The organism is Streptomyces sp. NPDC012466 (genome assembly GCF_042955215.1).
Taxonomy (GTDB): Bacteria; Actinomycetota; Actinomycetes; order Streptomycetales; family Streptomycetaceae; genus Streptomyces.
The window spans coordinates 1,402,491-1,428,991 of sequence record NZ_JBIBEQ010000001.1 but is presented as its reverse complement, the minus strand read 5'-3'; the positions used below and the strand labels follow the sequence as shown (position 1 = coordinate 1,428,991).

At 69.4% G+C, this 26,501-nt stretch carries 17 protein-coding genes and 4 pseudogenes; 7 read left to right on the top strand and 14 right to left on the bottom strand.

Features of this window, described 5'->3' with window-relative positions; translation table 11 throughout:
* Positions 1–80 precede the first annotated feature (80 nt).
* Positions 81–287 (bottom strand): hypothetical protein, encoded by a 207-nt coding sequence (locus ACFY9E_RS06350; protein WP_390979833.1) that lies wholly within the window; start codon positions 285–287, stop codon positions 81–83.
* 294 nt (positions 288–581) lie between these two features.
* Here ACFY9E_RS06350 and ACFY9E_RS06345 point away from each other — a divergent pair, with 294 nt between their 5' ends.
* Entirely contained in the window at positions 582–854 is a 273-nt protein-coding gene (locus tag ACFY9E_RS06345; RefSeq protein WP_390979831.1) for a GIY-YIG nuclease family protein, read from the top strand.
* Between the two features lie 265 nt (positions 855–1,119).
* Positions 1,120–1,446: a divalent cation tolerance protein CutA gene (cutA, locus tag ACFY9E_RS06340; protein WP_390979829.1), complete on the top strand. Its 327-nt coding sequence runs from the start codon at positions 1,120–1,122 to the stop codon at positions 1,444–1,446.
* A gap of 51 nt (positions 1,447–1,497) precedes the next feature.
* On the opposite strand, the gene ACFY9E_RS06335 is transcribed toward cutA, so the two are convergent.
* A complete protein-coding gene (locus ACFY9E_RS06335) occupies positions 1,498–2,745 on the bottom strand; it encodes a helix-turn-helix domain-containing protein (protein WP_390979828.1) in 1,248 nt (415 codons plus the stop codon).
* Positions 2,746–2,876: 131 nt separating this feature from the next.
* Here ACFY9E_RS06335 and ACFY9E_RS06330 point away from each other — a divergent pair, with 131 nt between their 5' ends.
* Both ACFY9E_RS06330 and ACFY9E_RS06325 read left to right on the top strand, forming a co-directional pair.
* On the top strand, positions 2,877–3,395 hold the full coding sequence (locus ACFY9E_RS06330) for an ATP-binding protein (protein WP_390979826.1): 519 nt from the start codon (positions 2,877–2,879) through the stop codon (positions 3,393–3,395).
* Between the two features lie 421 nt (positions 3,396–3,816).
* The gene (locus ACFY9E_RS06325; RefSeq protein ID WP_390979824.1) at positions 3,817–3,960 is read left to right on the top strand and encodes a hypothetical protein; all 144 of its coding nucleotides are present in this window, start codon (positions 3,817–3,819) and stop codon (positions 3,958–3,960) included.
* A 361-nt stretch (positions 3,961–4,321) separates the two neighbouring features.
* On the opposite strand, the pseudogene ACFY9E_RS06320 reads toward ACFY9E_RS06325, so the two are convergent.
* The 3 genes and pseudogenes from ACFY9E_RS06320 to ACFY9E_RS06310 form a co-directional block, all read right to left on the bottom strand.
* Positions 4,322–4,903, bottom strand: a pseudogene (locus ACFY9E_RS06320) (DnaB-like helicase N-terminal domain-containing protein); the annotation flags it as partial.
* On the bottom strand, positions 4,900–5,130 hold the full coding sequence (locus ACFY9E_RS06315; RefSeq protein ID WP_390979822.1) for a hypothetical protein: 231 nt from the start codon (positions 5,128–5,130) through the stop codon (positions 4,900–4,902). The gene ACFY9E_RS06315 and the pseudogene ACFY9E_RS06320, both read right to left, overlap by 4 nt.
* Positions 5,127–5,813: pseudogene (locus tag ACFY9E_RS06310) on the bottom strand (TraG/TraD/VirD4 family protein); the annotation flags it as partial. The gene ACFY9E_RS06315 and the pseudogene ACFY9E_RS06310, both read right to left, overlap by 4 nt.
* Before the next feature lie 940 nt (positions 5,814–6,753).
* On the opposite strand from ACFY9E_RS06310, the gene ACFY9E_RS06305 reads away from it, so the two are divergent.
* Entirely contained in the window at positions 6,754–7,707 is a 954-nt protein-coding gene (locus ACFY9E_RS06305; RefSeq protein ID WP_390979820.1) for a hypothetical protein, read from the top strand.
* 276 nt (positions 7,708–7,983) lie between these two features.
* Here the strand turns inward: ACFY9E_RS06305 and ACFY9E_RS06300 are convergent, their stop codons facing one another.
* The 3 genes from ACFY9E_RS06300 to ACFY9E_RS06290 form a co-directional block, all read right to left on the bottom strand.
* Positions 7,984–10,197, bottom strand: coding sequence for a hypothetical protein (locus ACFY9E_RS06300; RefSeq protein WP_390979818.1), 2,214 nt, complete (start codon positions 10,195–10,197; stop codon positions 7,984–7,986).
* A 566-nt stretch (positions 10,198–10,763) separates the two neighbouring features.
* Positions 10,764–12,293: a UDP-N-acetylglucosamine 1-carboxyvinyltransferase gene (locus ACFY9E_RS06295; protein WP_390979817.1), complete on the bottom strand. Its 1,530-nt coding sequence runs from the start codon at positions 12,291–12,293 to the stop codon at positions 10,764–10,766.
* Between the two features lie 84 nt (positions 12,294–12,377).
* Entirely contained in the window at positions 12,378–12,578 is a 201-nt protein-coding gene (locus ACFY9E_RS06290; RefSeq protein ID WP_390979815.1) for a DUF4236 domain-containing protein, read from the bottom strand.
* A 276-nt stretch (positions 12,579–12,854) separates the two neighbouring features.
* Here ACFY9E_RS06290 and ACFY9E_RS06285 point away from each other — a divergent pair, with 276 nt between their 5' ends.
* Both ACFY9E_RS06285 and ACFY9E_RS06280 read left to right on the top strand, forming a co-directional pair.
* On the top strand, positions 12,855–15,647 hold the full coding sequence (locus ACFY9E_RS06285; RefSeq protein ID WP_390979813.1) for an aconitate hydratase AcnA: 2,793 nt from the start codon (positions 12,855–12,857) through the stop codon (positions 15,645–15,647).
* Between the two features lie 489 nt (positions 15,648–16,136).
* Positions 16,137–16,340 (top strand): annotated as a pseudogene (locus tag ACFY9E_RS06280) (ATP-binding protein); the annotation flags it as partial.
* 12 nt (positions 16,341–16,352) lie between these two features.
* Here the strand turns inward: ACFY9E_RS06280 and ACFY9E_RS06275 are convergent.
* From ACFY9E_RS06275 to murJ, 6 genes and pseudogenes are all read right to left on the bottom strand, one after another.
* Positions 16,353–17,708: an extracellular solute-binding protein gene (locus ACFY9E_RS06275; RefSeq protein WP_390979811.1), complete on the bottom strand. Its 1,356-nt coding sequence runs from the start codon at positions 17,706–17,708 to the stop codon at positions 16,353–16,355.
* 86 nt (positions 17,709–17,794) lie between these two features.
* Entirely contained in the window at positions 17,795–19,090 is a 1,296-nt protein-coding gene (locus ACFY9E_RS06270) for a sugar ABC transporter permease (protein ID WP_390979810.1), read from the bottom strand.
* Positions 19,087–19,866, bottom strand: a complete 780-nt coding sequence (locus tag ACFY9E_RS06265; protein ID WP_390979808.1) for an ATP-binding cassette domain-containing protein — start codon at positions 19,864–19,866, stop codon at positions 19,087–19,089. Before ACFY9E_RS06265 ends, ACFY9E_RS06270 begins: the two co-directional genes overlap by 4 nt.
* 15 nt (positions 19,867–19,881) lie before the next feature.
* Positions 19,882–20,964 carry a substrate-binding domain-containing protein gene (locus ACFY9E_RS06260; protein WP_390979806.1) on the bottom strand — a complete coding sequence of 361 codons (1,083 nt, stop codon included), beginning with the start codon at positions 20,962–20,964 and terminating at the stop codon, positions 19,882–19,884.
* A gap of 464 nt (positions 20,965–21,428) precedes the next feature.
* A pseudogene (locus tag ACFY9E_RS06255) lies at positions 21,429–24,059 on the bottom strand (SpoIIE family protein phosphatase); the annotation flags it as partial.
* A gap of 617 nt (positions 24,060–24,676) precedes the next feature.
* Entirely contained in the window at positions 24,677–26,323 is a 1,647-nt protein-coding gene (gene murJ / locus ACFY9E_RS06250) for a murein biosynthesis integral membrane protein MurJ (RefSeq protein WP_390979804.1), read from the bottom strand.
* Positions 26,324–26,501 lie beyond the last annotated feature (178 nt).

Here is a 26,501-nt window from a genome sequence, read left to right as displayed (position 1 = left end):
ACTTCGACGGCTCTCCATAGGCGGTCGGCCGGGGCCGCTGAACTCCACAGGTCTGGAACAGATCCGCGCGCCCGGCGCTTTCACCACATGGCGGCCCGAACACTGCGGGCCGCCTCCGCCGAAGGAGGCTCCTCATCCGCGTCTACCGCCGCCACCCCTACGCCGTCCTGGTCGACGCCGTCACCCTTCTCAACAAGGAGCTCAGCCCCACCGCCCGCCTTACATACGCCGTCCTCGCCGCAGTCCAACAGGTCGACGAGGGCAGCGACACCTTCGACCTGGACCACGTTGCACATGTTGTGGGCCTGACCCACTCGGACGCTTTGCTACCAGTCCTTGCTGAACTCACCGCGGTCGGTGCAATCGACAAGCGTGAGCACCACGGCCTGGGTCTCCTCCTCTCCGTGAACCTCGAGGCGATACCTCCAGCCAACCAGCAACCGTGCGTGCCTTGCGACGACTGCGGCCAGTGCTCGTGCGGTGGCCTGAGAGGGGTTTGTCAGGCCTGCTCAGAGGTCCGGGCGTCACGTGTGCCCGAGGCGGAGAACACCAACGAGATGGACTCCCGGTGGGTCTATGCCGTGTCTACCGAATCCGACCCGAAGTCCATAAAGATCGGTGTAGCCGCGAACATCCAGAAGCGCCTGAAGCAGCTCCAGATCGGGTCAGCGTCTCCTATAGTGCTGCGCTGGCAGTCGCCGGGCGGATTTCCATTGGAGAGCCACCTCCACGAGAAGTTCACCCGGCTGCGGATCGCAGGGGAGTGGTTCAACTTCCAGCGCACCGCAGATCCAGTGAAGGCCATCAACAAGGCGGCGCAGACCTTCCTCCAGCAGTACGACGCCACCTACTAAGGTTGCGCTTGCGGTGTCGTGGCCGGTCAGGCGGTCTGATGTCCAGACCGGTCTTGGCGAGGCTGCGTCCCGGCAACGCCCACCGGGTGGTCAAGGCCGACCTGCTGCGCCTTCACGGTGACGTCAAAGAAGCGCTCCTTTCGCGGGATCACAGGTGCTTCAGAAGCAATCAGTGCGTTTGCGTGGTCTCCCGCCGGCTACCACTCGCTGGCCTGCGTCGAACACATGGATAGGGTCGCGGTACCCGAGCTGGAGAGGTAGCCGCATGGACCACGAGATCGTGATCGCGCAGACGACCAGTGACGACGAGGAGCAGGCGAAGACCCTCGCCAGAGGCGCTGTTGAGAGCAAATTGGCGGCGGGCGTTCACATCGATGCGCCCATCACCGCCTTCTACTGGTGGCAGGGGAAGGTCGAAGCGGCTCAGGAGTGGCGGATCTCCTACATGACGTCGGCGGATCGCCTCCCCGCGCTTGAGGCATGGCTGCACGAGAGGCACCCGTACGACGTGCCCCAGTGGGTCACGCTGCCTGTGACCGGAGGGTCGGAGGCGTACTTGTCCTGGGTCGTCGACGAGACGCGTCCGCAGTAGAGGTCACCACCGCAGCGCCTCGCTCTCACCGAGCCCGTGCGCTTGGACGCTTCACAGCGTCGCGAACGTCAGCAGGTGGCTGGCCAGGTCATGCTCAGTGTCGGGGAGCCCGGCAGCGATGGCCTGGGCCCGCTGCCGGCCCATGGTGTTGGGCTTCGACTCCGCCGCTGCGGCGAACTGGTGCGCGACGTAGGCCCCGCGATCTACGTCGCCGCCGCGCAGAAGGGCGGACGCCAGGTCACCCAAGACGACCACACCGGACTCGGGTAGTTCACCGCCGAGGCGCTCGACTGCGGAGTCGGCCGTGGCCGTCAGCTCCTGACGCTTGAGTTCGCCGTAGACCGAGAGGGTCAAGGAGTCCATTCGGTACGGCGTCACGAAGCGGACCCACGCCTGCTCGCTCGTATGGTCGGCGAAGTCGTAGGCAAACCTGGCCTGGTCCAGCGCGCGAAGGGCGGCGGCGTCATCGCCCGACTGAGCGGCCTCCTCCGCGTACCGGCCCAGAGCCCACGCTGCGGCGGTTGCATTGCCACGTCCGCGTACGTCCTGAGCTGCCTGCGAGAGCATCTCCAGCGCCTTCGCGGGACTGGAGGCACCGTAGCTCGCGTAGCCCAGAGCCAGGGCGCGCAGAGGTGGGTGTCCGGCCTTCTTCGCGCATTCCGAGGTCACTCCGTAATAGGAGGTGGCCTTGTCGTGCTCGCCGAGGTCCCAGGCGACCCATCCGGCAAGAGCCGCGGTCTCTCCCGCCGCGATGGTCAGCGCTCGCTCGTGGGTTCCGGCGCGCGGAAGGGCTGCAGTGATCGCGTCCAAGTGCGCCTCGCCCCGCGACTGCAGGCCAAGCGCGCTCTCGTTCAGCTCGTCCACGTGCAACCGGGCCGCATGATCAATAAGCACTCCGGCTGACTCAGGGTCGATCTTGGACCCCTTGCTGAGTGCATAGGCCAGCCGACCCCACGGCTCGGCAGCCGCAGCCGCACCGATGACTGCGCCTCCCAGCAGCGTTCGGCGTTTCACGTCGTCCAGGTCCTCCGCCTCGGCCTTGTTCTTCTCTCGCCGCCTGGCGCGGGCGGCTTTCGCCTCGCGCAGCAGCGGCTCCAGCGGGACGCCGCAGGCCAAAGCGATGTTCCCCAGGGTGTGGTCCGTCGGCACGTTGGCACCGTTCTCGTACCGATTGACCTCTCGGCGGGTCATCGTTGCCCGGCCGGAAGCGGCGTTGATCGCACCGGCCTGCTCGTCCTGCGTCCGATTCGCGTTACGCCGCAGGTGACGGAGCAGCTCGGCAAATGGATCCACTGCCATGAGTCTGACCCCTATCCGTGGGAGAAAGCCAATACTCCCCTCAACTCCCCCCTGCTTTTCCCCCCTTGACAAAGATTTCCCCCCTCCGGTTTCCCCTGTTCCGGATCGCGCAGCCACGGTGCGATGTGCTCATGACCACGCACCGGACAGCAACGCCGCCCCGACCGGGAGGCGACGACGGTGGCGCCCACGTCGCCGGCGCCGCGACCGCTCGGTGTCCGCTGGCCTCTCACGTCTTCGAGATGGCCATGGAGCCGATGGATGTGCACGTCGCTCAAGCACGACGAACCACGGCCACCGTGCTGAGGCACTGGTCGTTGCCGGAGACGCCGGCAGAGGACGCCCGGCTCGTCGTCTCGGAGTTGGTGTCCAACGCGATCATCCACGGTTCCGGGGACGTCCGACTGCGACTGCGACACGACGACCACGAGCTTCGAATCCGAGTCACCGACGACAGCACCGCACCGGCGAGGCGACGACGTGCAAGTGCCGCCGGCCTCGGTGGTCGAGGGCTGCACCTCGTCGCCTGCCTGTCGCTTCGGTGGGGCGTCGCGGACGGCGGCCGGACGACATACGCGGTCATCCCCACTCTCACGGAGGCACCCCCATGTCGCCGCACAACGCAGTCAAGCACGGAGCCGACGTGCTGAGCCTCGTCGCCTTCGATCGGGGGCGAGAGAAGCACGCGGGCGGTGGGGCGCCGACTGCTGGCCGTGACCATCCGAGATGGCCTCGTACCTCTGCCCGAGTGAAGCGTCAGTCCCGAGCTGGCCAACTCCGAGGCGTACGTGAGCACTTCTACCGGCAGGTCATCGACGCGCAGGCCGATCAGCCGCTGCGCGTGCTGGCGTACAGCTTGGTACCGAGTCCAAGGGCTCGACCTGACGAGGACTGGGGGACGCTGCAGGCTGAGGCCGACCAACTCGGTTACGCGATCGCCGCTCGGCTCCACGACGTGGCGGTCCGGCGACCACGACGTACTTCCCGGCATCCAGTGCGAGCCAGGGCGTCTACACGCCGCCTTGGGATCGACCTGGTTGGCGGGAAGCCGAGCGGCAGCTCCGAGCGGGCTTGGCCGACGGCGTGCTCGTCCTCGACCGGCACAACATCAGCTCCGATGACGACGAGTACCACGCCGTGATCAAACACCTGGGCGAGCACTGCCGGGCGTTCCTCCACCTTGTGATTCCCGAGGAGCCCGTCGCGCCGACTTGAAGGCGTCCACTGCGCTGGATGGACAGGAAGGGCTGGGGCTGGCGGCAGATCAGCGCCCAGATCGCCCTGATCGCCACCGTGAGCGTCGTACTCGCCTTCACCTTCAAATACACCTGACCGAGGGCTGACCATGACTTTCGAGGGACACACCGATCGCGCACCGCGCCTCCTGCCGCACCGCGAGCAGGGCGAAGCGCTCCTCGCCATCAGGGAGGCCGCTCCGTCGGCACCCAGCGAAGAGGGCATCGACCTCTTCGCCGTGCCCGCTGGTGAGGTTCAGGGGCGTGGCTTCAACCTCTCGCGCTTTCACCGGCTCTCGCGCCTGCCGGCCGTGCCGGACGGATTGACCTCGCCGTCGGCTGACGGCCAGGAGGAACCGCTCGTCTTCGGCGACCTGGCCGCTCTGTGCCGGAGGTGGGATCTCCGTGACGGCAGAGGGTCCAGCGGTGGGTGGGACCGGTCGAGGGTCGGTTCCCCAGCGTCGCGCAAGATCGGTGAGTACGCCGGTCAGGGCGTCCGCCGTACGCAACGCTCCCTCGACCTCGCCTTGGACGGCGTCGGCCCGAGCCGCCTGGTGGAGACGGATCGCGTGCTGGGCGACGGTCCGGTGAATCGCCCCCTCCAGCACCATGCGGCCGTACACCGGGGCGTGCTCGGTTCGGGGACACGCCTGGATCAGGGTGTGGGCGTACGCCGCGGTCAGCCCGCGCACGTGCTGTCCGGCCTCCCCGACCGCGTCGGTCACCCACGACAGCGGCAACGGACCATCGGCCGAGAGCGCGGGGTGCCCGTCGTCGCGCAGCTTGCGGAGAGCGTCGAACAGCGCCTGATGGACAGGCCGATAGAAGTGGCCCGCATCGAGCCACTCCAGGTGCGTGAGCTGCTCGGGGTCGAGGAGCACGGCGCCGAGGACCGCCTGCTCGGCACTCATCAGCGGGTTCACCGCATGCCGCCGGGATCAACGGAGGGCGTCTCGTCCTGCCGGATATGGAGGTTGGCGACTGCCCGGTCGGCAGCGGCCATCGACAGGGCGAAGTCGTCCAGGGCGGCGGTGAAGGCAGGGTCGGAGGCGGGGATCGAGCCGGCACCGCCGTCAAGCCACCACCGGCCACCGTGCAGAACGACCGGAGCGTGGGCCAACCGCCCCTGCTGTGGTGTGGGCGCGCTCATGCCGACAGTCCAAGCTTCGCGAGGGCACGCTCGGTGATCGCCTTCGTGGCACGTGCGGAGGCAGGCCCGACGACCTTGGCGGAGGGCTCCTTGTACCAGGGCTTGAGGTTGAGCATGGCGACCCGGATGCCGGTGGCCAGTAGCAGCACCTTGCCCTTGGGCAGGGCGCGGATGGCGTCCGGCGGCAGGATCCGCTCGGTGCGCATGCTCACCGAAGTGGACTTGCCGCCCTCGCTCGTCGACACCGAGGTGGTCTGGACGTCGTGGTCGCCCACCTGACGGCTGAACCGGTCGGCGAAGTCCGCGTCGTCGATGCCCGATCCGATGATCTTGATGGTGGCGGCGGAGTACAGGGCGTCCATACCCGCCTCGCCCCAGCACCGCTGGCCCTGACGGTAGGACTGCAGGATCGTCATCGGGATGACGCCTCGGCTGCCCAGGTGCGAGTACAGGTCGGGGAGGTCGCTGATGCGGCACACGTTCGCCGCCTCGTCGAGGACGCACAGGGCGGGCGGGTCGAGCCGTCCGCCGGAGCGCTCGGCGACGATCACGGCCGCGCGCATCACTGCGTCGGCCGCCGCCGCGATGATCGCGGACGCACTGCCGCCGCCGTCCTTGCTCAGCAGGTACAGGGTGTCGCGGGACGTGGCGAAGGTGAACGGCTGGAACTCGGGGAGGTCCTCGTTCGGGGTGAGACCATGACGGAGCTGGCGTTCTCGGCCTCGAACTCGAACCCGAGGCTGTCCGGAGTCATCCGACCGTATCTGGGGGCGGCGCCACCCGGCTCAACGGCGTGGGGGCCGAGGCTCTCCATGAAGTAGCGCGCGCTGGGAGGTTCGCCGAGTCAGACGTCGCCCTGTGCCTCGCCTGTCGCGTCGGTGACCACCGCGCTCACGAGGTGCTCGACGAGGGCCGTTTGCTGGGTGACGCTCGGCTTGAACGGGGGTGTGGTCACGGCGTCTCCCCTCCAGCCTCGGCGTAGGTCGCCGGCAGGGAGGAGGCGCTGCAGGAGGGCCTGAGCAGCAAACAGGCGCCGCCGCTCACGGGCGAGCGACGGGGGAGCCGAAGCGGTTCCGAGGTACGTGCCGGTGGCGACGAGCATGCACAACCGGCCCGCAGGACAGGGGTGTCCACGGGGTTCTCCAGGGTCCGCGAGTCAGAAGCCGCCGTGGCACGACGCCACGGCCGGACATCTTCTGCTTCTCCGAACCCGATCAGGATGAGCTCAGGGGGAAGCAAGCTACAAGCCGATAAACCAAGTTGATCGAATCTGTCCGGAACGAGCCGATCCCTTGACTGAATCGATCGGCTACCGAAGGAGTGCGGGGTGGCGCCCCGGTTCCTCTCCGCGCGCTACCAGGCGGCGGTCGCGAACATCCTGACTGAGAGATCGCAGTCGAGAGGCGGACGGAGACGGCGGAAGAATCCTTCGGTCCACGTCGGAGGCACGCGATGGCTGCCGTTGTGCGTGTCAACGGATGCAAGGACAGACGCCTTCCCTGCATCTGCGGGCGGAAGGCTTAGAACGATCGGGTCGACCTACATGACTTCGGCGTAGCCGAACGCCGAGACGCGGCTCGGCGATCTCAATTAGGCTCCTGCAAAAAGCACATGGGGGGCAACGTGACCATCGACGTAGTCGACGCCGTAGGGCTCGTCCACAAGAACCGGAAGACGCGCAAGCGTTTGCAAAAGGCGGCTCAGGAGCTCGATCGGCAGGCCACGGAGGACTCCGTCGCCCTGAGCAAGGCACGGCAGATGCTCTACGACGTGGCCGTTCTTCCCTCCCGTGATGTTTACGGGCGTATGAAGAACGTAGATCACTTCGAACTGGCGATGATCGAGAGGCCCACCGCGAGTAATGAGGGGGGTGTCGAGCCACGGCGAACGGGTGGTGTCGCTGTGTTGCCGGCCGCCCGCATGGTGGGCGGCGTGGTTCTGGTCGTCGCGCTCCCACTCGTCGTCGGTCCCGCTGTCAAATCGGGGTCCTATCGCGCGGTGCAGAGCCTCGGATCCGCCTCCACGGGCAGGGCGATCAAGACGCTGCGTGGGGTCGCAGCCCGCAACGCCGCAGAAGCATGGTTTGGTCGTGGGGCCGTTGCGGTCGGCGGCGGCGGGCGAGCGGCCGGTAGGAAGATGCTGGACCAGATCGAGGCCACTTCGGGCAAGGTCACGTACGAACTGGCAGCGACATGGCGGATCCAAGCGCTCGAAGCCAGCAAGCAGGAGGAGGCGCAAGTACTGGAGCGGCGCGAGGCCGGCGTAAAGCAGAGGCAGGACGAGGCGCTCGCGCTGCACGAGTGCGTCGAGGGCATGCAGCGCGTCATTCAGGATCTCCGGTCCGAGCTGATGACGAGGTTGCCGTCACTTGTCGCTCTGGTCGACAAGTGTGACGATTTCGCCCGATACGACTCCCGTCAGCGCGCAGAGGTCGCGACGATGGTCGATCTCGACGGTCTCGCGGTGAAGGTCATGAAGTGCCCAATGGTTGACCCAGCGGGATGCCCGACCGAGGAATCGAAGCTCGTCGTTGCCGAAGTCGAGGCGCGGCTCCAGGCGATGCAACCGCACGCGTGAGCTCCACAACTGGAGTGCTGATCTGCATGGACTCGGCGCGCGCTGGTGTTCAACCGGGTCTCGGAGCCGGGACATCCCAGGGACTTTTCAGGGACTTTCACGTCTGTCCCAGGGCGTCCCCAGGGACTTTCCGCCGCGTAAGCAGGGAAGGCCCTGACAGCGCTGAAAGATGCGAACACGCTGGTCAGGGCCTATCTGCCTAGTACTCGATGATGTTGACTGCGAGCCCGCCCCGCGCCGTCTCCTTGTACTTCACGGACATGTCCGGGCTATTGCCTAGGATCGATGACCGTTCCAGCGGAACAGGTCCTGTTCCTCGATCACCTGGTCCACAAGAGCGGACATGGCATGCAGCAGGCCGTTCCCATCGCGTGACGGCGTGGCGGTGGGGATGGGAGCGCCACGCTCCAGCACGTCGGAGTCGATGATCTCCGCCCGAATGAAGGTGGAGCCCTTCCCTTGCTGGCAGTAGGCATCCAGCCAGGCACTCTGAACATCCGTTTTGATGCGTTTTTCCGTCAGAGCGTAGATCTTGCTGGTGATGGCGCTGCTGATCTCTTCGACGATCGCGTCCCGCTGCTCACCGGTCGGAGGTTCCCCCTCCCAGCGCACGGGACGCTCAAGCAGCCACATGATCTGCACCTGAAGCTCATTGCGGAGTTCAGCGACAGGTTTGAGTGTGTCGTACTCGTCCCACCCCCATTCACCGAGCCGCCTGGAAAGGGCCTTGATCCGCGTCCAATGCTCCTTCGCGTTTGACTCAAGACCGAGAAGCCCACGCCATCGAGCCCGGTAGGTGCTCGCCGCTTTGGTCACGGCGAGGGCCAGATCCATCCGGTCGAAGACCGGCTTCGCCGGCCCCAGTGGCACCGATTCCTCACCATCGGCGAGTTGTCGTGTCAGTGCCTCGAGCTGACTGATGGTGCGTCGGGCACTGTTACTGACGGGACGTAGTGGTTTGTGCATTCCACCGACGAAGTAACAGCGCCGTTCCAGTCGCCGTCGGATTCCCCGCTCTGCTGTCGTACCCAGCTCCTCCCCGATGGAGCTGAGCATGTTCTCCGCCGAGGCGCGAACATGCTCTTCCCGGTCCGCGAAACTCGGAAGGTTGTCGGCTCTCATGCGGTCGAAATGGGTGAACAGGAAGCTCAGCTTGCTCGTGTTCCCCGAAACGGCAATGGACTTCAGAGCCGCGGCCGGGGCTGCCTGCATGGGAGCGGTGGCATTGTCCACAAGGAGGATGGCATCGACTTCGTCGAGCCGCTTGGCCAGATCGGTGGAGAGCGTGGACGCCGACTTCGGCGTATGCCCCAGACCCTCCAGGTCGATGAGAACCATTCGTTGAGGCGCATCTGCCCACGAGGAAGTGAAAGGCCCGCCCACTCGGATGCCGTTGACGAGTGGCGTGAGCAACCGACCGAAAAGCGGAGCGTAGTTGCTGGAAAGCCACGTGACCGACTTGAGGAACGCACCACGGTCCTCGGTCGACAGCGTCCAGGTGAGCGGCCACCCCTGACGCGTGCGCCGGAGCTTGCCCTCCGTGAGGAGTGCGAAACGGAGTTCGATCTCGTGGAGCATGTTGTCGACGATGGTGTGGAACTCCTCCAGCTGGCGGAGCGAGGAGTCGAGTACTTCTTCCAGGAGCTCCTCGATGACACGCTCGTCGTCACCCGCCTGCGGCTGCAGGTCCGCAAGGGCACCCTGCTTCTGTTCCGCCACCAACCTTCGCAGCTCGGCCACGGCCGTGATGAGCATGGCGGCGGTCGCGTCACTATCGATGGCGGCGAGTTCGTCGGCTTCGAGCGCAGTCGCGTCCTCGTCCGTCTCGTCCTCGTCATCGGGCATGTCGTCGTCATCGGGATTCAGCGTCGGCCGGCCGAGTGTGTAGCTGAACCGGAAGCGCTGGTTCACGTGATCCAGAAGTCGCCTCAGCACTTCGCTGTTCGATTTCCCCTGGAAGATTGCCAATGCGGCGGAGGACACGTTGTCCGTGAGGTGATCGATCACCTCATCTCGAGCGGCGAAGGTGACCGCAGCCTGGTAAGGGCCGTCCTCCGTCGGGATGATCTCGGTATCGGCCACCGTGGTCTTCGCTGTCGACGTGGACGGGAAACGCTCGGTGCCGGGATCTGTGCCGAGTAGTTGCCGCACCGCCGTGGTTTTCCCGGCACCCGTCGTACCCAACAGGAGGACATGGGGGTATCCATCAGCCAAGGTCGGCAGAGGCAGAAATTCTTCGCGCAGTCCTCTGAAGTCTGTACGGGTGGCTTCGAGCCCGTCGTAGAAGACATCGACGATCCGCTGGTCATACAGCGCGATTGCTTTGGACCGGGCCTGCGACTCCCACAGTCCTTCGTCCTGAAGGATCCGATTCAGTTGGTCGACGAGGGCGTCAGCCTCCTCGTCGACGCTCGTTCCCAGTCCTCGTCGGACACGCCGCCCCTTTTTACCGGTCGCCGGATCAAGTCGACTCGGGTGTCGGAAGATCACTGACCATCCGTCTCGCCCCTGCGAACGACTTTTCGACGCGGTGTAATGACGTCCCATTGCCAACCCCCCAGTTGTTCCCGGTTGTTCCGAGATGCAGAACGTTGGCAGGCAGGGTGACGCATAGTCAAATCGATCAAGCCGTATTTCCTGCGGTGGCCGTTGATCACGATGCTTGGCTGGCTGTCACGGCCTGCCTGCGGGGCTGTCCTTCCGCGTACCTGCGTGAAAGCTGACAAGCGCGAGACGCTGCTGGCGCTGTCCGAGATCGAGCCCGGTCTGCTCAGCGGCCGTAGACGGATGGCGGTTCAGCTTGCCGGTCCGACGTGACACGAACGGCATCGGACGTTGCGAGGCTGCTTCGGTGACAACCCTCCGTATAGAAGTGACGGACACTCAGATTGGGCTGATGTGCCGTCATCTACTCAAGATCATCTTGCACATACATTGCACAAGGTACTGAAAAGCAACAGTGATCAGTGGGGGGTTGTGAAGGTAGGTATCCGCAGTTCAGCGGCCAGATTGAGGTGGCGTGCCCCTTGCCTTCAAGGGGCACAACACCTCGCCGATCAGATGTCCCGGAACGTCTCGATCTGCGCCCCGATGGAGTTCAGCCGCTCCGCCAGGTCCTCGTAACCCCGGTTGATGACGTACACGTTGCGCAGCACCGAGGTGCCCTCGGCCGCCATCATCGCCAGCAGGACGACCACCGCGGGGCGCAGGGCCGGCGGGCACATCATCTCGGCGGCGCGCCAGCGGGTCGGGCCCTCGACCAGGACCCGGTGCGGGTCCAGGAGCTGGAGCCGGCCGCCGAGGCGGTTCAGGTCGGTCAGGTAGATGGCACGGTTGTCGTAGACCCAGTCGTGGATGAGGGTCTGGCCCTGGGCGACCGCCGCGATGGCCGCGAAGAACGGGACGTTGTCGATGTTCAGGCCCGGGAACGGCATGGGGTGGATCTTGTCGATCGGCGCCTCCAGTTTGGAGGGCCGGACGGTGAGGTCCACCAGCCGGGTGCGGCCGTTGTCGGCGAAGTACTCGGGCGTGCGGTCGTGGTCGAGGCCCATCTCCTCCAGGACCGCCAGCTCGATCTCCAGGAACTCGATCGGGACCCGGCGCACCGTCAGCTCCGACTCGGTGACGACGGCCGCCGCGACCAGGCTCATCGCCTCGACCGGGTCCTCGGAGGGGGAGTAGTCCACGTCGACGTCGATGGTCGGCACGCCGTGCACGGTGAGCGTGGTCGTGCCGATGCCGTCGACCTTGACGCCGAGGGCCTCCAGGAAGAAGCAGAGGTCCTGGACCATGTAGTTGGACGAGGCGTTGCGGATGACGGTGATGCCGTCGTGCCGGGCGGCGGCCAGCAGCGCGTTCTCGGTCACAGTGTCGCCGCGTTCGGTCAGGACGATCGGGCGGTCGGGGCTGACGGAACGGTCCACCCGGGCGTGGTACTGGCCCTCGGTGGCGGCGATGTCCAGGCCGAAGCGGCGCAGCGCGATCATGTGCGGCTCGACGGTGCGGGTACCGAGGTCGCAGCCGCCTGCGTAGGGCAGCTTGAACGAGTCGACGCGGTGCAGCAGCGGGCCGAGGAACATGATGATGGAGCGGGTGCGGCGGGCGGCGGTGGCATCGATCGACGCCAGGTCCAGCTCGGAGGACGGCACGATCTCCAGGTCGACGCCGTCGTTGATCCAGCGGGTGCGCACACCGATGGAGCCCAGCACCTCGAGGAGGCGGTACACCTCCTCGATGCGGGCGACGCGGCGCAGTACTGTGCGCCCCTCGTTGAGCAGTGAGGCGCACAGCAGCGCCACGCACGCGTTCTTGCTCGTCTTCACGTCGATGGCACCGGACAGCCGGCGGCCGCCGACCACCCGCAGATGCATCGGACCGGCGTAGCCGAGCGACACGATCTCGCTGTCGAGGGCCTCCCCGATGCGCGCGATCATCTCAAGGCTGATGTTCTGGTTGCCGCGCTCGATCCGGTTGACGGCGCTCTGGCTGGTTCCGAGCGCCTCGGCCAGCTGCGACTGGGTCCAGCCCCGGTGCTGCCGGGCGTCACGGATGAGCTTGCCGATGCGTACGAGGTAGTCGTCTGCCATGCGACTGAGGTTATCTCAGATATGAGATGTCGCCCGATCGGGGGGTCCGAACGGGTGACGGGACGTCAATCCCGCCCGGTGGCCTCAGTGTCGACGCTCCCTCGTGGTGCGCCGCCACCCGAAGGGTCCGGGCAGATCCATCGATGTCGTACGACGTCCCGTGCTGCTGTGGGTGTGACGCGGGCCGTTCTTTCCGCCGCCGGTGGTGATGGACCAGGAGCGCTTGTTGATGTTCAGCCGCACCCCCGGAAGGATCCGGAAACTCTTGCGGAACGTGAGCGGCATGCCTGTCCCCTCCTCCGTCTCGGGTGGATACCTGGTTCGGGTACCCGGGAAAAGGGCGCACATGACCGCACGGCGGGCGCCGGGGCATGACCATCCGGCACTCGTGTACTAGAGTTATCTCGACATCGAGATATCTGCCGAGAGAGCACCGCAGCCGCACGCCATCATCCCGCTGGCGGTAAGGGTTACCTAACTTAGCCTTACCTTAGCGGATCGGCCAAAACGCCGTGGCGGCAGGATCGTGGTGGTACGCGCACATCAATGAAGGAGACTGTCGTGTCGGCGAACAGCTTCGACGCCCGCAGCACGCTGCAGGTGGGCGACGAGTCGTACGAGATCTTCCGGCTGGACAAGGTGGAGGGCTCGGCCCGCCTTCCGTACAGCCTCAAGGTCCTGCTGGAGAACCTGCTCCGCACCGAGGACGGCGCGAACATCACCGCCGACCACATCCGTGCCCTCGGCGGATGGGACTCGCAGGCCCAGCCCAGCCAGGAGATCCAGTTCACGCCGGCCCGCGTGATCATGCAGGACTTCACCGGCGTTCCCTGCGTCGTGGACCTCGCGACCATGCGTGAGGCCGTGAAGGAGCTGGGCGGCGACCCGGCGAAGATCAACCCGCTGGCGCCGGCCGAGCTGGTCATCGACCACTCCGTCATCGCCGACAAGTTCGGCACCAACGACGCCTTCAAGCAGAACGTCGACCTGGAGTACGGCCGCAACAAGGAGCGCTACCAGTTCCTGCGCTGGGGCCAGACCGCCTTCGACGAGTTCAAGGTCGTCCCGCCCGGCACCGGCATCGTCCACCAGGTGAACATCGAGCACCTGGCCCGAGTCGTCATGGTCCGCGAGGGCAAGGCCTACCCGGACACCCTGGTCGGCACCGACTCGCACACCACCATGGTCAACGGCCTCGGCGTGCTCGGCTGGGGCGTCGGCGGCATCGAGGCCGAGGCCGCCATGCTCGGCCAGCCGGTCTCCATGCTGATCCCGCGCGTCGTCGGCTTCAAGCTCACCGGCGAGCTCACCCCCGGCACCACCGCCACCGACCTCGTCCTCACGATCACCGAGATGCTGCGCAAGCACGGCGTCGTCGGCAAGTTCGTCGAGTTCTACGGCGAGGGCGTCGCCGCCACCTCGCTGGCCAACCGCGCCACCATCGGCAACATGTCGCCGGAGTTCGGCTCCACCGCCGCGATCTTCCCGATCGACGACGAGACCATCAACTACATGCGGCTCACCGGCCGCAGCGAGCAGCAGCTCGCGCTGGTCGAGGCGTACGCCAAGGAGCAGGGCCTCTGGCTGGACCCGAAGGCCGAGCCGGACTTCTCCGAGAAGCTGGAGCTCGACCTGTCGACGGTCGTGCCGTCCATCGCCGGCCCGAAGCGCCCGCAGGACCGCATCGTCCTCGCCGAGGCCGCCCAGCAGTTCGCCAAGGACGTCCTCAACTACGTCGAGGCGCCCGTCGCCCAGCAGACCGCCGCCTCCCCGGTCGACGAGGCGAGCGCCGAGTCCTTCCCGGCCTCCGACGCCCCGGCCTACGGCAGCCAGGAGAACGGTGCCGGCGCGCCGCAGCACGCCGACGGCACCGGTGCCGCCGTTCCGTCGAGCCCGGTCACCGTCACCGCCCCCGACGGCTCGACCTACGAGATCGACCACGGTGCGGTGACGGTCGCGGCCATCACCTCCTGCACCAACACCTCCAACCCGTACGTCATGGTCGCCGCCGCCCTGGTGGCCAAGAAGGCGGTGGAGAAGGGCCTGACCCGCAAGCCGTGGGTCAAGACCACCCTCGCCCCGGGCTCCAAGGTCGTCACCGACTACTTCGAGAAGGCGGGCCTGACCCCGTACCTCGACAAGGTCGGCTTCAACCTCGTCGGCTACGGCTGCACCACCTGCATCGGCAACTCCGGCCCGCTGCCGGAGGAGGTCTCCAAGGCCGTCAACGACCACGACCTCGCGGTCACCTCGGTCCTCTCCGGCAACCGGAACTTCGAGGGCCGCATCAACCCCGACGTCAAGATGAACTACCTGGCGTCCCCGCCGCTGGTCGTCGCGTACGCCCTCGCCGGCTCCATGAAGGTGGACATCACCAAGGACGCCCTGGGCACCGACCAGGACGGCAACCCGGTCTTCCTCGAGGACATCTGGCCGACCGAGGCCGAGGTCAACGAGGTCGTCGCCAGCGCCATCGGCGAGGACATGTTCGCCAAGTCCTACAGCGACGTCTTCGCGGGCGACGCCCAGTGGCAGGCGCTGCCGATCCCCACCGGCAACACCTTCGAGTGGGACGCCGAGTCCACCTACGTGCGCAAGCCCCCGTACTTCGAGGGCATGACGATGGAGACCACCCCGGTCTCCGACATCTCCGGCGCCCGGGTGCTCGCCAAGCTCGGCGACTCGGTCACCACCGACCACATCTCCCCGGCCGGCGCCATCAAGGCCGACACCCCGGCCGGCAAGTACCTCACCGAGCACGGTGTGGAGCGTCGTGACTTCAACTCCTACGGCTCGCGCCGAGGCAACCACGAGGTCATGATCCGCGGCACGTTCGCCAACATCCGCCTGCGCAACCAGATCGCGCCGGGCACCGAGGGCGGCTACACCCGCGACTTCACGCAGGAGGACGGCCCGGTCTCCTTCATCTACGACGCCTCGCAGAACTACCAGGCCGCCGGCATCCCGCTGGTCGTCCTGGCCGGCAAGGAGTACGGCTCCGGCTCGTCCCGCGACTGGGCCGCCAAGGGCACCGCGCTCCTCGGCGTCAAGGCCGTCATCGCCGAGTCGTACGAGCGCATCCACCGCTCGAACCTCATCGGCATGGGCGTCCTGCCGCTGCAGTTCCCCGAGGGCCAGTCCGCCGAGTCCCTCGGCCTCACCGGTGAGGAGACCTTCGACTTCACCGGCGTCGAGGAGCTCAACAACGGCACCACCCCGCGCACGGTGAAGGTCACCACCGACACCGGCGTCGAGTTCGACGCGGTCGTCCGCATCGACACCCCCGGCGAGGCGGACTACTACCGCAACGGCGGCATCATGCAGTACGTGCTGCGCAGCCTGATCCGCAAGTAAGCGGACCGCCACGGCAGTTCGAGGGCCGCGTTCCCGGGTGACCGGGGGCGCGGCCCGCGCCGTTCACGGCAGGGCGCCGGTCTGGGCAGTGGGTCGCCCTCGAGTCGGACCGCATGACACGCCTGGTCGAGGACCTGCTGCTGGCCCGGCTGGACGAGGGCCGCTCGCCGCGGTCCACCGGGGTGGACCTGGCGGCGCTGGTCGCCGAGGCCGTGCGGGAGGCCCGGACCACGGACCGGGACCGCACCTGGCGACCGGCGCTCCCCGTCGCCGCCCCCGGCGCGTCCGCACTGGTCACCGGCGACGGACCGGGCCTGCGCAAGGCCGTGACGAAACTCCTCGTCAACGTCCGCGTCCACACCCCGCCCGGCACCACGGTGGTGGCCGAGGTGGAGGCCGGCGCCGAGCGCCACGTGATCCGCGTCCGACGACGACGGCCCCGGCCTCCCGCCGCGCCTCCTCGCCACCGCCTTCGACCGTTTCACCCGCGCCGACCCCGCCCGCTCACGCAGCGGCCAGGACGCCGGGGGATCGGGTCTCGGCCTGGCCGTCGTCGAGGCGATGGCGTCCGCGCACGGTGGACGGGCCCGGGTGCGCAGCGCGCCGGGGCGCACCGAGTTCACCGTCGAGCTGCCGAGCAGAACGGAACCGTCCCCGCCCAGCGGGGTCTCGGGGCTCTCCGAGCGGTGCTGAGAGGCGGCCGGGTCACTCGCCGCGGTACTTCGCCGCCGCGGCCTGGGCGAGGTCCTGCGACTTCTCGAGGGCCGTGTCCACCGACTGCTGCCCGGCGATGGCCGCGGCGATCTGCTCGGAGACCGCCGTACCCAGCACGGCGAACTCGGGAATGCCCAGAAAACCGATGCCGTCGTAGGGGCGGGGGGTGACGCCGGGGTCCTTCGGGTCGGCGGAGTCGGTCGCGGCGCTGTACTCCTGCCGGTACCAGGCACCGGCCGCCTGCCGGTACTCGGGCTTCTCGTAGAGCGACTTGCGGTTCCCGGCGGGAGCCGAGGTCCAGCCGACCTCCTCGCCGACCAGCTCCTGGAACTCCTTGGAGGAGGCCCAGGAGATGAACTCCCAGGCGGCGTCCTTGTTCTCGGCCGCCTGCTGGATGCCCCAGGCCCAGGTCCACAGCCAGCCGGCCTTGTCGGTCCGTTCGTGCGGGGCCTGGACGTAGCCCACCTTGCCCTTGACCGAGGAATTGTCGGCCTCGACCGACGAGGCCAGCGAAGTGGCGTCGTACATCATGGCGCACTTGCCCTCGACGAAATGGTCCAGGATCTCCAGCACGCCCATCCGTTCGGCGCCGGGCTGGCCGTGGGTGCGGAGCAGGTCGACGTAGAACCCGACGGCCTCCCTGAACTGCGGTGCGGTCAGGCGGGCGTTCCAGTCCATGTCGTACCAGGTGCCGCCGAAGGTGTTGACGACCGTGTTGATCGGGGCGAGGTTCTGGCCCCAGCCGGGCAGGCCGCGCAGGCAGATGCCGCTCGCGCCCTCGGTTCCGTCGACCCGGGCGGCGAGGTCCGCGACCTGCTTCCAGGTCGGGTTCGGCGGCATGCTCAGGCCGTCCTTGCGGAACAGGTCCTTGCGGTACATCAGGAAGGAGCCCTCGCCGTAGAAGGGCTCGGCGTAGAGCTTGCCGTCCTCCCCGGTCAGCGAGGACGCCAGGTTCGGGAAGACGTCTCCCTGGTCGAAGTCCTCGTCCGCCTTCACATAGGAGTCCAGCGGGGCGAGCCAGCCGTTGTCCGCGTAGATCGGCACCTCGTACGCGCTGACGCTGGCCACGTCGTAGTGTCCGGCCTGGGTCGCGAACTCGCGGTTCATCTTCTCCCGCGCCTCGTTCTCCGGCAGGACCGTGTAGTCGACGGTGATGCCGGTCTCCGCCGTGAAGTGCTTCTTGGTGAGCTTCTTGAGGGTCTGCACCTGCGGCACGTCCGTCGCGAGCACCTTGAGCTCGGCCTGCTCCTCGCCACCGGGCAGGTCGGCGTCACCGCACCCGGCGAGGGCCAGGCCGGCGGCGGCCGTGGCGGCCACGACCGCCATGGTGAGGCGGCTGGGATTCATGGCATTCCGGCCCCTACCCACCTTTGCCGTTTGTTAGGCATTTCAAGAAAAAAGGGATAACAGGCGGATATCACGCAGGCCGTGCCTCACGGCCGGCCGCGTCTGGCCTCGGCCCGCCGCGACAGCGCGTCGGCCGCCACGGCGGCCAGCAGCACCCCACCCGTGATCATGAACTGCACGGCGTCCTGGACCCCCAGCAGCCCCATGCCCGAGGCGATCGACTGGATGACCACCACACCGAGCAGCACCGACCAGGGCGAACCCCGCCCTCCGAACAGACTCGTCCCGCCGATGACGGCCGCCGCGATCGCGTTGATCAGCAACATCCCGGAGCCGGCGGCCCGTGCCGTCGTGGGACTGGCCGAGGTCAGCCCCGACGCCACGAACAGCCCCCCGACCGCGGCCAGCGTCCCCGACACCATGAACATCGCGACCCGCACCCGCTCCACCCCGATGCCGGCCCGGCGCGCCGCCTCGACCCCGCCGCCGAGCGCGTAGACCCGCCGCCCGTGGCGGGTGCGGCGCAGCAGGTAGTCCGAGACGACCAGGACCACCAGGAAGATCAACAGCGCCAGCGGCAGCCCCTGGAACCGGTTGAGGGTGTGGGCCGAGGCGAAGGCGAGCACCGCGAGCAGACCGGTGCGCAGCCAGATGTCACCCGCGGGCCGGTAGGGCATCCCGGCCGCCCGGTAGCGGCTCTGCCGGCGGCGGGCGGCCAGGAAGTACCCGGCCGTGCCGAGTGCCGCGACCGCGTACGCCGCCAGGTCGCCGCCGAAGTGCCGGCTGGTCAGGGAGGCGACCAGGCCCTCCTCGTCGATGTTGATGGTGCCGCTCGCCCCCAGCAGGTAGAGCGTCAGGCCGTTCCAGATCAGCAGCCCGGCCAGCGTCACCACGAACGCGGGCACGCCGAGCCAGGCGAAGAAGAGCCCGTGGAAGGCGCCCACGGCCGTCCCCGCGGCCACCGCCACGATCACCGCGAGCCACTCCGGCACCCCGTGGTTGACGTTCAGCACGGCGAAGGCGGCCCCCGCGAGCCCGCTGACGGAACCCACCGACAGATCGATCTCGCGGATCAGCAGGACGAACACGATGCCGACGGCGACCAGGCCGGTCCCGACGATGTCCACGCTGAGGTTGGACAGGTTGCGCGGTGAGAGGAACTTGTCGTCCAGGCTCTGGAAGACGATCCAGATCACGAGGAGCCCGGCGATGACCAGGAGCGGCCCCCGCTCGCCGTCCCGCACACTGCCGCGGATCCCCCGGACGTACTCCCGCAGGCCGTCCTGCCAGCCGCGGGCGCGCTGCCCGCCGCCGGTGGTGACCGGCCCGGCGCTGCCCGGCCCGGCCGGTCCGCCGTCGCGGTGCGTCCCGCCGCGGCTCACGGCCAGGCCTCCTCGTCCCCCTTCGTGCGATGGGCCACGGCGTTGTCCGCCGCCCCCGTGACGGAGGAGATGATCTGCTCCTGGGTCACCGTGCTCACGTCGAACAAGCCGTTGTTGCGACCCAGCCGCAGTACGGCGACCCGGTCCGCGACCGCCTTGATGTCACCCATGTTGTGACTGATGAGGATGATCGCCATACCCCGGTCGCGCACCTCCTCGATCAGGTCGAGCAGGTGGCTGGTCTGCTCCACGCCCAGGGCGGCGGTGGGCTCGTCGAGCAGCAGCACCTTGGGTGCGCCCATGAGCGAGCGGGAGATCGCGACGGCCTGCCGCTGCCCGGCCGACAGCGCGGCGACCGGCATCCGCACGTCGGGGATGCGGATCGACAGGGCGCGCATCAGGTCACGGGCACGGCGCTCCATCTCGACCTCGTCGAGGACGCCCACCCGGTCGATCTCGCGGCCGAGGAACAGATTGCCCACGACATCCAGGTTGTCGCACATGGCGAGGTCCTGGTAAACGGTCGCGATGCCCAGGGCGTGGGCGTCGTGCGGACGTTTGATCTGCACCGGCCGGCCCTCCCACTCGATGACGCCCCGGTCGGCTGGGCTGACCCCGGAGATCACCTTGACCAGGGTGGACTTGCCGGCCCCGTTGTCGCCCGCCAGGGCCACCACCTCACCGGCCCGGACCTTCAGGTCGACGTCCACGAGGGCCTGGACGCCCCCGAACCGCTTGGTGATGCCGCGCAACACCAGGACGGGTGGATGGACCACGGAGAACCACCTCGCTCACCGGGTGAGCCCGGCCCGGTCGCAGGCCGGGCGGAGCTTCGGGGTGCAGATCTGGCCGAGCGTGTAGACGCCGTCCCGGACGAGAGTCCGGACGATCGTCTCGCGCGTCACGGCCGTCGGGGTGAGCAGGAGCGCCGGGACGTCCTCGTTCGTGGGGCTGTCCACCGTCGTCGTGACCAGGGCGTCGATGTCGTCGTCACGCGCCAGGGCGACGGCCATCGCGGACGCCGCCTCGGTCTCCAGCCGGAACGGTTTGTAGACGGTCATGTACTGCTCGCCCTTGACGATGCGCTGCACGGCGTCGAGGTCGGCGTCCTGCCCGGTGACCGGGGGCAGCGGCGAGACACGGGCGCTCTTGAGCGCCGAGACGACACCGGCGGCGATCGAGTCGTTGGCCGCGAGCACCCCGTCGATCCGGCCCGGGCCGAGGGAGCTGATCGCGGCGGACATGTGGTCGTGCGCGTTCTCCGTGCGCCACCCGAGCGTGCTGTACGACTTCAGGAGCCGCACCTCGCCCCGGAGGACGGACCGGGCTCCGCCCTCGTACCAGGCGGCGTTGGGACTGGACGGGTCGCCGTTCATCATGACGACACCGCCGCCGTCGGCCCTGGCGCCCATGCCCTCGAGGAGTGAGCGGCCCTGGAGCCGGCCGACCTGGCCGCCGTCGAAACTGACGAAACCCGAGACCGGGCCCTCGGCGAGCCGGTCGTAGGCGAGGACCGGGATGCCCTCGCGCCGGGCCTCGCGGACGGAGGAGCGCAGCGCCTTGGGGTCGACGACGTCCAGGATCAGGGCCGAGACGCCCCGGGTGATCATGGAGTTCATCTGCTGCCGCTGGCTCGCCGCGTCGTTCTCGGCGTTGGCGTACACGACCGTGCAGTCCGGGCACAGCTCCTTGATCCGCTTCTCGATCAGGGGCTTGTCGGACTTCTCCCACCGGGGCACGGCCCGGCTCGGCAGCAGCAGCCCGATGGTCGGGCCGCCCCCGCCCTCCCCGCCGCCGTCCGAACACCCCGCCAGGGACACGGCGAGTACGACCGCCAGCAGCCAGGCGGCGCCACGCCGGCTGAGGCCACGCATCAGAAACCTCCCCGGTCGGGCCGGTCCCGGTGTGGGGGTGGTTCTCCAGCCGGATCTCCACGCCGACCGGGGTCCGGGTGGGGGTTGCGTTCGCCCCGGTCGGTCTCGTGATCCGCTGTCCCGCGCGCGGCCGGGTCGCCGTCGCGGTCTGTGGTCGGGTCGCTGTCGTGGTCTGTGGCGGGGTTGCTGTCGTGGTCTGTGGCGGGGTTGCTGTCGTGGTCTGTGGCGGGGTTGCTGTCGTGGTCTGTGGCGGGGTTGCTCTCGCGGTCCATGGCGGGGTCGCTGTCGCGGTCCGCGGTCCGGTCGTCGCGGTCCGGCCCCTGCTCGCGCGCCTTGCGGCGGTCGCGGTTGCGGCCCCGGCCCCAGGTGCGGTCACGGCCCAGGCCCCACACACGGCCCGGCCTGCGATCCTCCTCCGGCGCGGTCTCCGGTTCCGGCTCCGGATCCTCGCCGGGTTCCGCATCCGGGTCCGGGCGGGTGACGACGATCTCGCTCCACACCTGCTTGCCGCCGCCCACCGGCACCGATCCCCAGGCCGCCGACACGGCCTCGACCAGGAAGAGCCCCCGGCCGCCCGTCGACTCCCAGTCCACGACCACCGGCTTGGCCGGTGCCCGGGGCGAGGAGTCGCTCACGGTCACCCGCAGCCGGTCCGCCGCCAGGGTCAGTTCCACCCGGACCGCGCCCTGTGTGTGCACCAGCGCGTTGGTGACCAGCTCCGACACGACCAGCAGCACGGTGTCGGCCTCGGCCGCGATGCCCCACGAACGCAGCGTGCGCGCACTGAACCGGCGTGCGTGCATCACCGCGTCCGGCAGCCGCCACACCACCCAGCCCGCCCGCACCGGCCGTATCCGCATCCCGTCGTAGCGCAGCAGCAGCACCGCCACGTCGTCCTCACGGCGCCCGGTCTCGCCGAGCAACGCGTCGGCCATCCGCCCCGGGTCCGCGGGATCGGCCGCGGCGAGCGCCTGACGTACGAGCCGCATCCCCTCGTCCACGTGGAGATCCGCCGACTCGACCAGGCCGTCCGTCACCAGCGTGAGCACCGAGCCCGGGGCCAGCGCCAGCGCCGTCAGCGGGAACTCCGCGTCCGCGAGGACGCCCAGCGGGAGCCCGCCCTCGACCGCGATCTCCGCGGTGCCGCCGTCGGGGTGCCGCACCAGCGGGGCCAGATGCCCGGCCCGCACGAACAGCGCGTTGCCCTCCTCCATGTCCAGCTCTACGTAGCAGCAGGTGGCGAACAGGTCGGTCTCCATGCCGACGAGCAGCCGGTTGGCGTGCGCGACGACCACGTCCGGCGGATGCCCCTCCACGGCGTAGGCCCGGACCGCCGTACGCATCTGGCCCATGATCGTCGCGGCCCCGGCGCTGTGCCCCTGCACATCCCCGATGACCAAGGCCACCTTGCTCTCCGACAGCGCGATCACGTCGTACCAGTCGCCGCCCACCTGGAGTCCGCGGCGGGCGGGCAGATAGCGGGCCACGGCGGTGCCCCCGGGCAGCCGGGGGAGCCGGCGCGGCAGCAGGCTGCGCTGGAGCATCGTCGCGAGCTCCTGCTCGGCGTCGTAGGCGTGGGCGCGTTTCAGGGCCTGTCCGACCAGCCCGGCGGTCGCGGTCAGCAGAGCCCGTTCCTCGGGGGCGAACTCGTGCGGGGTGTCCCAGCCGACCAGGCACACCCCGGCCACCCTTCGCTTGGCCGGCAGCGGCAGCACCGCCAGCCCCCCGGGGCCGATCCCCGCGAGCCCGGGTTCCAGCACGGAACCCGCCGGCCACAGGCTCATCCGCCCGTCCCGCAGCGCCGCCTGGAGCGTGGGCAGGGCGGTGACCGGCGCGTCGGGCCACTCCGAGCGCCATTCGCGCCGCCACAGCTCCGGCCAGGCACCGGCACCCGGCGGATCGAGCACGGTGACCGCCAGCCGGTCCTCCAGCAGCTCGGCGAGCGCCACCCGGTCGGCACCGAGCGGCTCACGCAGCGCGGCGACCACCACACGGCTGACGTCCCGGACGGTCGTGGCGTCGTCCAGCGCGGCCGTCAGCCACTGGATCCGGGCCACGTCGCTGGCACTGCGGCGCAGCACGGGCGCCGCCGTCACCACGCCCAGCACCCGCTCCGGGGCACCCTCGGGCCCCTTCAGCACCCGGCAGCTCAGCCGCAGCCAGCACAGTTCACCGGTGGGGCGGCGGATACGGAATTCCAGCTCACGGCGGCCCGGCGTCTGCGCGGACGGTTCGATGACCGACATCAGGGCGGGGACGTCCTCCGGGACGCTGCACGAGAGCAGGGTGTCGGTCTTGCCGTCGAAGCCGCCCTCGGGGATGCCGACGAGTTCGAGCAGGGCGGAGTCCGTCTCGACCAGCCCGGTGCCGGGCGACAGGGCGAACGAACCGACCCCCATGGCGCGCAGGGCCGGATCCAGCACGGGCGAGGGGGCCGACCGGTCGGCCTCGCCCCGCAGCCGCTCGGCGACGGCCTCGGCATACCGCTCCAGGAACTCCCGCTGCTCGGCCCCGAATCCCTCCCCGGCCTCTCCCACCACGAGGAGACAGCCCAGCCACCCGCCCACGGCCCCCAGCGGCAGCGCCCCGAGCGGGACGGAGGCGGCCGTGCCTTCCTCCCGCCCGGCGGGCATCGCAGCGGCGCGCCACACCGGCCGCCCCCGCAGATAGGCCTCGGCCACGGGCGGGCCACCACCGCCTCCCGTGCCCGGCGGGCCCGGGGGCACCGGGACGGGGGCGTCACGGGGGGCGGGCGAGGTCGGTGAAGCGGGGGCGCGCGTACGGTCCGGAGCGAGGTTCGGGCCCGGCCCGGGAGAAGTTCCCGGCCCCGAGCCGGGAGACCCCTCCGAAGCAGTGGTGACCACCCGCTCCGGCACGTGGTGAGGCTGCTCGGACCCGGCTCCCGCCACCTCCGCCAGCCGCAGCTCCGTGCCGTCCTCGCACCGCACGTACACCGCTGCCAGGACCACCCCGGCGAACGCCAGCACGCGCGCCCGCGCGGCGAGCTCCGGCGAGGGACGAGACGGACCGGTGCCCCCGTTTCCCGGCGCCCGAAGGCCCGGGACCGCGGCCCGGGCATCGCCGTAATGGGGCATGTTCCGCATCCACCTCCCGTTCATGCCGCAGCCACCGGCAGGTGGGAGTCCCCGGAACTCAGGTGACGACGACGCGGGCACGGGACCGGCGGCGCGGCGTCGCGCCTCCCATGGCGGATCCACGCCGCACATGAGCGGCAGGGCACCCTCCAACAGAATCGCACACCTGGATAACCGGGACATATGGGGCGAACAGTCGGGTTCGGTCGACGGGGTCCGACGGGTTCTGGCGACCCACCCGCCTGCTCGGCCCACGTGGTGCCCCAGGTCGCCCGGAACCCGCTGCGACCAGTGCCCCGATCCGGCCGATCGCCATGGGCGGCTCGGCGCACGCCAGGGGGCCCACCGGCTCCGGCGGCTCGCCGACGACCTCCCCGCGCCCGGCTGTCCTGGGCCGCTCGGCCGGTGGACACGCCGCTGCGCGAAGCCCCCACCCGGCTGCCCGCGCCCCTCCGCGGCGCCCGAGCCGGGCGCTCCTGCGCGCCCACGCCGACCTCCTCAGCGGCCCCAGGGGCCGTCCCGGCGCCGGTCCCAGTCGGGACCCACGGGTCCGGGCAGCGCGACGCCGCCCGACCGCCACGGCCGGCCGTCAGGGGGCCGCCGGGCTGACGACGCTGTCACCGCCGCCCGGCGAGGCCGCGCAGTTCGCCGACCCTCATCAGGTGGGCCAGGGCGAGGTACCCCGCCGCCATGACGGCCGTTCCGGCAGCGAGACCGGCCGCGGTGGGCCAGGTGCCCTCGCCCAGCGAGGCGTCACAGGCCCGGGCGGCGGCCCAGCCGAGCCCCGCGGCGGGGGCGGCGGCGCACAGCAGCTTCGTGTAGGTGCGGCGCACCTTCCCGTCGTCGAGGCGAGCGCCCAGCTTCCCGCGCAGCCGCCACGCCGTGACGGCCAGCCCGGCCAGATAGGACACCGTGTAGGCGCCGGGCATGCCGGTCACCGCCCATCGGGCGGGAAGCAGCAGGTGGCAGACGGTGACCAGGGCGATGTTCACCGCGGCGATCCATGTCGCCATGAGGAAGGGTGTGCGCGTGTCCTCGAAGGCGTAGAAGCCGCGCAGGAGGAGGTACTGCGCCGAGAACGGGATCAGCCCGAGCCCGAACGCCTGGAGCATCTGCCCGGTCGGCTGGACGCAGGCGGCGTCGGCCGCGCCGTGGGCGAACAGCAGCGCCGAGATCTGCGGGCCCAGCGCCAGGAAGAGGAACCCGGCGGGCACGATGACGACCCCGGTGGCGCGCAGCGCCCGTGAGAGGTCGGCACGCACCTCGGGGACCCGGCCCTCGGCGGCGGCCCTGCTCATCCGCGGCAACAGCGCCGTCACCAGGGAGACGGTCACGATCGACTGCGGCAGCATCCAGATGGTCTGCGCGTACATGTAGGCCGAGTAGCCGGCTCCGGCGTGCGGCAGCGCCTGGTCCGCGGCGTTGGCGAAGTTCGTCACGACGGTCAGCGCGACCTGGTTGACGAGGACGAACAGCAGCGTCCACTTCGCGGCATGGGCGCTCTTGCCCAGGCCGGTGCCCCGCCAGTCGAAACGTGGCCGGAACCGGAAGCCCGTGGCGCGCACGAAGGGGATCAGCGCAAGGGCCTGGAGTGCGATTCCGACCGTTGTCCCCAGCCCCAGCAGCCGCACCTGCCCCGCCGTGATGTCCTCCACCCGGTCGGGGACCGTCATCAACCCCAGATACGCGGCGAACATGCCGATCAGAACGACGTTGTTCAGCACCGGCGTCCACATCATCGCGCCGAACTTCTCCCGGGCGTTCAGCACTTGGCCCAGCATGCCGAACAGGCCGTAGAAGAAGATCTGCGGCAGCAGGAACCGGGCGAAGACCACGGTCAGTTCGAACGCCTCGTGGCTGTCCGCGGTGTCGCGCATGTACAGGCTCATGATCTGCGGCGCGGCCCATACGGCCAGCACCGTTCCCGCGGCCAGGACGCACAGCACGAGCGTCACCAGCCGCTGCTCGTAGGCCTTTCCGCCGTCGGCCTCGGTGGCCCGCGCCCGGACCAGTTGCGGCACCAGTACGGCGTTGAGCGCGCCGCCGATCACCAAGGTGTACAGACTCGTCGGCACGGTGTTCGCCGTGTTGTACGTGCTCGCCAGCAGCCCGGTGCCCAGCGCCGCCGCCTGAAGCACCTGCCGGATCAGACCCGTTGCCCGGGACACCACCGTGCCCAGTGCCATCAGCAGGGACGAGCGGGCCGGTCCGCCCTTCCCCGCCGTGCCGCTCCGCGCCGGCTGCCGCCCCCCCGGCCCGCTCACTCGCGCCCGCCGGCCCGGCCGCGGCCCCCGCCCCCCACACCATGGCGTCAACCTACGCGGTCGAGACCCCCGCGAGGGAACCGGGACGGTGTGCTTCGGCCGGACGCGGTCCTGCGGCACCTGCCGTGCCGACGGGCCCGGTCACCGGACCTCTCCGGTCATCGGGCCCGCCGCGAGG

Coding starts and splice junctions, on each gene's coding strand:
- cutA (WP_390979829.1), top strand. CDS start 1,120: ATGGACCACGAGATCGTGATCGCGCAGACGACCAGTGACGACGAGGAG.
- ACFY9E_RS06335 (WP_390979828.1), bottom strand. CDS start 2,745: ATGGCAGTGGATCCATTTGCCGAGCTGCTCCGTCACCTGCGGCGTAAC.
- ACFY9E_RS06330 (WP_390979826.1), top strand. CDS start 2,877: ATGACCACGCACCGGACAGCAACGCCGCCCCGACCGGGAGGCGACGAC.
- ACFY9E_RS06315 (WP_390979822.1), bottom strand. CDS start 5,130: ATGAGCGCGCCCACACCACAGCAGGGGCGGTTGGCCCACGCTCCGGTC.
- ACFY9E_RS06295 (WP_390979817.1), bottom strand. CDS start 12,293: ATGGCAGACGACTACCTCGTACGCATCGGCAAGCTCATCCGTGACGCC.
- ACFY9E_RS06290 (WP_390979815.1), bottom strand. CDS start 12,578: ATGCCGCTCACGTTCCGCAAGAGTTTCCGGATCCTTCCGGGGGTGCGG.
- ACFY9E_RS06275 (WP_390979811.1), bottom strand. CDS start 17,708: ATGAATCCCAGCCGCCTCACCATGGCGGTCGTGGCCGCCACGGCCGCC.
- ACFY9E_RS06260 (WP_390979806.1), bottom strand. CDS start 20,964: ATGCGTGGCCTCAGCCGGCGTGGCGCCGCCTGGCTGCTGGCGGTCGTA.